The organism is Acetobacter sp. (assembly GCF_047721705.1).
Lineage (GTDB): Bacteria > Pseudomonadota > Alphaproteobacteria > Acetobacterales > Acetobacteraceae > Acetobacter.
The window spans coordinates 1-6,590 of record NZ_JBDNXK010000125.1; the positions used below are offsets into that span (position 1 = coordinate 1).

The window sequence follows — 6,590 nt, forward strand, 5'->3', positions numbered from 1 at the left end:
GTGTCAGCTCCGGATGATCGTGTCTTGTGGTTGGTCATGGTCACGTCTGCCTGTTGTCCTGTCCTGTCCTGTCCTGTCCTGTCCTGTCCTGTTCCCGGTGCCTGTCGAAGGCATGAAAGCCTGAAGCAGGCCGGAAGAGGATCGGCAGGACAACAAGGAGCAAAAACAGTTTTTGCATCATGATTTTTCCTGTGCGGGTCCTTTTTCAAAAGCGCGCAGGAAAGCGTCGATATCGTCGCTCATCAGGAGGGGCATCCGTTCTCGTATCAATGCTTCAGGCCAGTCCCACCAGGCGACTGCAAGCAGACGCCCGATGGTCTTTTCGGGGAAGCGGTATTTGATGACCCGGGCCGGGTTGCCGCCCACGATGGCATATGGCGGCACGTCCCGGGTCACCACGGCCGCCGTGGCGATGATCGCGCCTGATCCTATGGTGACACCCGACATGATATTGGCCCGTGCGCCGATCCAGACGTCGTTGCCAATGACGATATCTCCCTTGGTGGAATGGTCATCGGTTGCATCAGCCGCTTCGGGCCAGAAATTGCACTGGTTCTTGAACGGGTAGGTGGTGATCGTATCCGGTCGGTGATTGCCCAGGATCATCAGCACCTCGCGGGCAATGGAGCAGTATTTACCGATCTTCAGGCCGGCATATTCGGCTTCTATGATGATGGGAGAACCCTTGGCACCATATGTATGGTCGCCGATGTCCCAGCCCCACTCTTCGATCTCATGGGCAAGGGTGTAACGTAGGAGCAGAGAAAAGGCGTTCTTGCCGTAATACATGGGCCTCGGTTCTCCCGTTCTGGTTCAGGGTTTCGTTTGCATTCGATAGCGGACAGATCAGATGATCGTGTTTCGTCGTCAGTCCTGTTCTCGGTCCCTGTCGAAGGCATGAAGCCCCGCGCGCCTCCAGCGTGTTTTCAGGTCAACCGGAGCAGTATCATTGCTGCCCTGGAGCTGTCCTGCAATATCCAGAAAAGCCCCGAGCAGGGTGGCGCGGTCATCATCGGTCAGATCGACCAGTCCCGCCTTCTGGACCAGGCCGCCCAGTTCGATCAGATGATGAGTGCGTTCCCGTCGCGCCTTCGCCCAGTCGCGCATGTCGGTGCGTGCCTTTCGTGCCTGATGGCGATGGATCAGGGCCGCCTGCTTCCTGATCCGTCTTTCAAGCGCCAGAAGCTCCGTTCTGATCGTGTCCGGTTCCTTTCCGGCCGCCCTTTTTTGCGCCGGCCTGAAAGAACGCGGTCCCCTGTTCGGTCCACCTCGCGACGGCTTCCGGTTTACCTTCCGCCTGTTCGACAGCCGCAAGCAGCACCCCGGCCAGCGCCTCGATTGACAGGGTATCGGCTCCCGTCGCCTCGACCAGTTCGCCGAGCTGGATGGTCCGTTGCGCCTTAAGCTGCTTCGCCTTTTCCTGAAGCGCCTTCAGTTCCGCATCAATGTCCCGTGGCCTGCGCATTTCCGGTCACCTGTCCTGCTGGTCTGTGTCATACTCTACCACACAGGCGAGAACCGCGTCACTCATCCAGAGCAATCAATCTTTATGGTGCAGTAAAATGTGAGTGCGCGCTTATACGTCACTTCGTGACGTGCGCTTAAAGGGTGTGATAGGATCGTGTCCATGGCGATCTATCACCTGCATGCAAAGGTCATCAGCCGCGCCACCGGCCGGAGCGCCGTGGCGGCAGCAGCCTATCGTGCGGCGTCCCGCCTGCATGATTTGCAGCTAGATCGCGACCATGACTTTTCCAACAAGAGCGGCGTGGTGCATTCCGAGATCCTGCTACCCGATGGCGCGCCGGAACGGTTTCTCGACCGTGCGACCCTCTGGAACGAGGTCGAGGCGATCGAGAAGCGCAGGGATGCCCAGCTTGCCCGCGAGGTGGAGTTTTCAATCCCGCGCGAAATGACCCAGGCGCAGGGGATCGCGCTGGCACGGGATTTCGTGCGCGAGCAGTTCGTGGAACGCGGCATGGTGGCCGATCTCAATGTGCATTGGGATATTGGCGAAGACGGACAGGCGAAGCCCCATGCCCATGTGATGCTGTCCACGCGGCGGATCGAAGTCAAAACCGGAGAGGCTGTGCATGGAAGACGAGACAGAATCCCGCATCCTGAACGAGGCGGCAGGGGCGCATACGACATCACGCCGGATCCTGGACCTGATGGAGCAGAAAGGGGAGGACGATCCGCTCAAGCTCATGATCCGTCTGCTGACAGAGATCCGGGAGACGCAGCGCGGCATCCTGCTGAAGCTCTCGACGCTGGAGAAGCGCTTGCAGCGGCTGGAAGAACGGCGCGACTGATCGCGGCAGCACGGTTGCGGCATGAAGGCCTGGGGCTGGCGCAGGATCAGCCTTCCATCGGGTTCGGTGCGAAAGAGCGTTCATGGAATGACAAGGACCTGCTGCTGACGTGGCGGGAGCGGTGGGCGTCGCTCGCCAATGAACGGCTGGCCGAACTGGACCTGGATGTGCGGATCGACCATCGGTCGTTTGCTGCACAGGGGATCGACCTTGAGCCGCAGAACAAGATCGGTCCGGCCGGGATGCGCCGGGAAGAGCGGGGCGAGGACGCGGAACGGGTTGCCGACCATCTGGAGATCGCGCGGCGCAATGGCGAAAGGTTGCTGGCCGAGCCGCATGTGGCGCTGGAGGCGCTGACCCGACAGCAGAGTACATTCACCCGCCAGGACCTGGCGCGGTTCGTGGACCGGCATACGGCAGACGCGGAACAGTTCAGTGCTGTCATGGTTCAGGTGGAAGCGTGTCCGGATCTGGTTGCCATTGGGAAAGACGGGCATGGGCGGGAGCGGTTTTCCACACGGGAGATGATCGGGGTCGAGCAGCGTCTGGAAGAGGCATCGCTTGCGATGGGGCGGTCCCAGGGTCATGCGGTGCCGCTGGCGGTGCGTCGGGTGGCGATGGCGCGGGACGGGCTTGGGGACGAGCAGGCGCTGGCGGTAGGCGAGGTCACGAAGTCCCGCGACCTGTCCGTGGTGGTCGGGTATGCCGGGACGGGGAAGAGCACCATGCTGGGTGTCGCCTGCGCGGCATGGGAAGAGGCCGGGTATCGGGTGCGCGGGGCGGCGCTGTCGGGGATCGCGGCGGAAGGGCTGGAAGCGGGGTCCGGGATCGAGAGCCGGACGCTGGCCTCCCTGGAGCGGGCGTGGGAGCGTGGGTTCGACCTGCTGGAGCGCGGGGACGTGCTGGTGGTGGATGAGGCCGGCATGGTGGGGTCACGGCAGATGGAGCGGGTGCTGTCGGCCGCGCGCGGTGCCGGGGCCAAGGTCGTGCTGGTGGGTGATCCCGAGCAGTTGCAGGCGATCGAGGCCGGTGGTGCGTTCCGGGCGGTGGCCGAGCGGGTCGGGTCGGTGGAGATCACGACGGTGCGCCGGCAGCGTGAAGGCTGGCAGCAGGCGGCCACGAAGGCGCTTGCGACCGGGCGGACAGAGCAAGCGCTGGGACGCTATGAGGCGGCTGGCATGGGGCGCGGGCATGATACGCTGGAAGAGGCGCGGGCCGGGGTAGTGGCCGGGTGGGATGAAGCCCGGCAGGCTGCGCCCGAAGAAAGCCAAATCATGCTGGCGCACCGGCGTGTCGATGTGCGGGCGCTGAACGAGGCGGCACGCGCCATCCGGCGGGAGGCGGGTGAGCTGGGTGAGGACGTGCTGGTACCGACCGTCCAGGGCGAGCGGATGTTTGCCGACGGGGAGCGGGTCTACTTCCTGCGCAATGACCGGGAGCTGGGGGTGAAGAACGGCACGCTGGGCACGGTGCGGGGCATCACGGGGTCGCCTGATGCCGGGGATCTCGTGCTGTCGGTGCAGCTCGACGGGCCGGGTGGTGCCGGGACTGGCCGGGTCGTGTCCGTGTCGGTGGCGGATTATGACGCGCTGGATCATGGCTATGCGGCCACCATCCACAAATCGCAGGGTGTGACAGTGGACCGGGCGCATGTGCTGGCGACGGGGAGCATGGACCGGCACGGGACCTATGTGGCGCTGTCACGGCACCGGGAGAGCGTGTCCGTCCATTGGGGCCGGGATGACGTGGGCAACTGGGACGGGTTGGTGAAGCGGCTGTCGCGCGAGCGGCTGAAGGATACCACGCTGGATTACCCGCAGGTCCGGGATCGGGATGCCGGGTTCGCGCGGCGGCGCGGGCTGTATGTCCCCGAGAGCGAGATCGTGGTGGAGCGCGGCAAGGCCGTCGCTGGCCCCCGGAAGGACAGGCAGGCCGAAGCTGTCCGTACGCCAGATCCGGCACCGGCGCAGCGGAAGCGCGGGATGTTCGACGGGCTGGACCTGTCCGTGCGGGGGCGTGGCCGGGCGGCGGACAAAGACGTATCGGCCGGGATGGATGCCGGGGCCGGCAAGGGGGAAAGTGGGACCGGGCGTGAGGCTCCCGCCTCGCCCTTTGCCGGGTTGCGGCTGCCGCGTGTGCAGCGCGCGCAGGTGCCGGCCGGGCTGGGTGGGTTTGTACCGGGTGGTGACCCGCTCCACCAGGCGGTGGAGCAGTATGCGCGGGCGGTGCGGGACATCGGGCGCATGGTGGAGCAGGACCTGCCGGTGCTGGAGCACCAGAAGAAGGCATGGCTTAACGCCAGCACGGCTCTGGAACGGCTAAGGCCCGGGGCGGTGATCGCCCTGGAAACCGCCGTGAAGCATGAGCCGGAGATCCGGCAGGCCCTTTACGGGCTGGAGGGGCCGGCACGGGCGCGCAGGCTGGTCGAGGGGCTGGAGCATGAGGACAAGGTGCGGCATTCCCCCGAGTTGCGGGCGGCGCGGTTCGTGAAGGCATGGGACGGGCTGAGCCGCGAGCAGCAGGGTGTGGCGCTCAAGGAGCTGAAGCGGGACGCGCAGCTTGAATCCCTCCTGCGGCAGAAGGGGCATGAACTGGGTGTCCGGAAGGGATCGACGCTCGATCACGGATTGCAGCCGCAGCGCACGCGCTCGCTGTCGCGCTCCAGGTCGCGGGATATGGATATGGGGATGTAGGAGATTTTGATTTACGTTAACCAGTGACGTCATATATGGTGTCACTATGCGTGTTGTTCTTGATACGGATGTTGTTCTTTCGGGATTTATGTCACCGGATGGAGCGTCCCGGCAGCTTTTGCTGGGGGCCTTGGATGGGAATTTCAGTCTGCTGCTCTCCACGACCCTCCTGGTCGAATACGAGGCGGTGTTGCGTCGCTCTGAAAATCTTTTTCGAATGGGCGTTCAGGGAGATGAAGTTCTGGAGGTTCTTGATGGACTTGCAGGGTGTTGCGTGCCGGTTTCTTTTGATTACAGGTGGCGACCGACAGGTGCGCATGGTGATGATGAACTTGTGGTTGAGACAGCGATCAACGGGAATGCGGATGCGATCGCCACGTTCAATCTGAAAGACATGCAGCGGGCCGTATCACGGTTCGGTATTCCAGCAGTGCGGCCAGGTGTTCTTTTGCGAAGGATGAGAGGATGAGTAGCAGTAAAATCCAGCTTCGGCTTCCGGAAGATATGCGGGAAGCCGCAACGCGTCAGGCGGCGCTTTCAGGTGTCAGCATGAACCTTTTTGTTGCGACGGCTGTTGCGGCCCGGCTGGGTGGGCAGGCAGAAGCGGAACGGTATTTTTCCGCACGGGCGACACGGACCACGCCTGCCCGTGCGAAAGCTCTTCTGGAGCGGATCGGAACAAGGGGGCAGATCAGGGACGATGATCGTCTGGACGTGCCGGAAAACTGAATCTGGATGAGGGGATGTCGGGTTTTTCTGGAATGATATCGGAATTATATTTATGATATCACTCTTGGAAATTAGGAGTTCTGCCATGTCCTCTGTGGTTATTCGCAATCTTCCGGAAGAGACGCATCGGGCGCTGAAGGCGCAGGCCATGCTGCATGGGCGCAGTACGGAAGCAGAGATCCGGACCATTCTGGAAGCGGCCGTCCGGCCGCCGCAGCGGGTCCGGCTGGGATCGCTTCTGGCGTCCATCGGTCGGGAGGCCGGTGTGTGTGATCAGGATATTGCGGCCTTGCAGACCCGCGATCAGACCCCGGCCGAGCCGATGTCCTTCGAATGATCCTGCTCGATACCAATGTGATCTCGGAGCCGTGGAAGCCCGTCCCGGAGCCGCGTGTTCTGGCCTGGATCGATGGACAGGCGATCGAGACGCTTTTTCTGTCTGCCGTCACGGTGGCGGAACTGCGTTTCGGGATCGGGGCGATGCCGTCTGGTCGGCGGCGTTCTGTACTGCATGAGCGGCTGGAACAGGAGGTATTGCCCCTGTTCGCGGGGCGTGTCCTGTCGTTCGATCTGGCGGCGTCTCAGGCCTATGCCGAACTGATGGTGCGGGCCAGATCAGAGGGCCGCGCAATTGGCAAGGCAGATGGCTATATTGCTGCCACCGCTGCATCCCGAGGTTATGTCGTGGCCAGCCGCGACGTGTCTCCTTTCGAGGCGGCCGGTGTGCGGGTTCTCAATCCGTGGGAGGAGACCTGATGTCCTGCGGCATGCTTGAGAGCGGATGATTTAATGTGTATTATTTCTATTGGAGATACACATCATGCGAACAAACATCATCATTGACGATGCCCTCATG

General features: G+C 62.8%; 8 protein-coding genes. 5 read left to right on the top strand and 3 right to left on the bottom strand.

The annotated features are described in order from the left end of the window. Positions 1-177: 177 nt before the first annotated feature. The 3 genes from ABF824_RS14935 to ABF824_RS14945 form a co-directional block, all read right to left on the bottom strand. Positions 178-789 (bottom strand): CatB-related O-acetyltransferase, encoded by a 612-nt coding sequence (locus ABF824_RS14935; RefSeq protein WP_110557470.1) that lies wholly within the window; start codon positions 787-789, stop codon positions 178-180. 78 nt (positions 790-867) lie between these two features. Beyond that, positions 868-1,107 carry a conjugal transfer protein TraD gene (locus tag ABF824_RS14940; RefSeq protein WP_010512299.1) on the bottom strand — a complete coding sequence of 80 codons (240 nt, stop codon included), beginning with the start codon at positions 1,105-1,107 and terminating at the stop codon, positions 868-870. 64 nt (positions 1,108-1,171) lie between these two features. Further along, a complete protein-coding gene (locus tag ABF824_RS14945) occupies positions 1,172-1,465 on the bottom strand; it encodes a conjugal transfer protein TraD (protein WP_415489788.1) in 294 nt (97 codons plus the stop codon). Positions 1,466-1,627: 162 nt separating this feature from the next. On the opposite strand from ABF824_RS14945, the gene traA reads away from it, so the two are divergent. The 5 genes from traA to ABF824_RS14970 all read left to right on the top strand — a co-directional run bounded on the left by traA (position 1,628) and on the right by ABF824_RS14970 (position 6,490). Next, positions 1,628-5,005: a Ti-type conjugative transfer relaxase TraA gene (traA, locus tag ABF824_RS14950; RefSeq protein WP_415489789.1), complete on the top strand. Its 3,378-nt coding sequence runs from the start codon at positions 1,628-1,630 to the stop codon at positions 5,003-5,005. A 46-nt stretch (positions 5,006-5,051) separates the two neighbouring features. Then, on the top strand, positions 5,052-5,474 hold the full coding sequence (locus tag ABF824_RS14955; RefSeq protein ID WP_007396294.1) for a putative toxin-antitoxin system toxin component, PIN family: 423 nt from the start codon (positions 5,052-5,054) through the stop codon (positions 5,472-5,474). Next, on the top strand, positions 5,471-5,734 hold the full coding sequence (locus tag ABF824_RS14960) for a toxin-antitoxin system HicB family antitoxin (RefSeq protein WP_041250516.1): 264 nt from the start codon (positions 5,471-5,473) through the stop codon (positions 5,732-5,734). The genes ABF824_RS14955 and ABF824_RS14960 overlap by 4 nt, the downstream gene beginning before the upstream one ends. 85 nt (positions 5,735-5,819) lie before the next feature. Then, on the top strand, positions 5,820-6,071 hold the full coding sequence (locus ABF824_RS14965) for a FitA-like ribbon-helix-helix domain-containing protein (RefSeq protein ID WP_010512463.1): 252 nt from the start codon (positions 5,820-5,822) through the stop codon (positions 6,069-6,071). Continuing rightward, entirely contained in the window at positions 6,068-6,490 is a 423-nt protein-coding gene (locus tag ABF824_RS14970) for a type II toxin-antitoxin system VapC family toxin (protein WP_034931108.1), read from the top strand. Before ABF824_RS14965 ends, ABF824_RS14970 begins: the two co-directional genes overlap by 4 nt. Positions 6,491-6,590 lie beyond the last annotated feature (100 nt).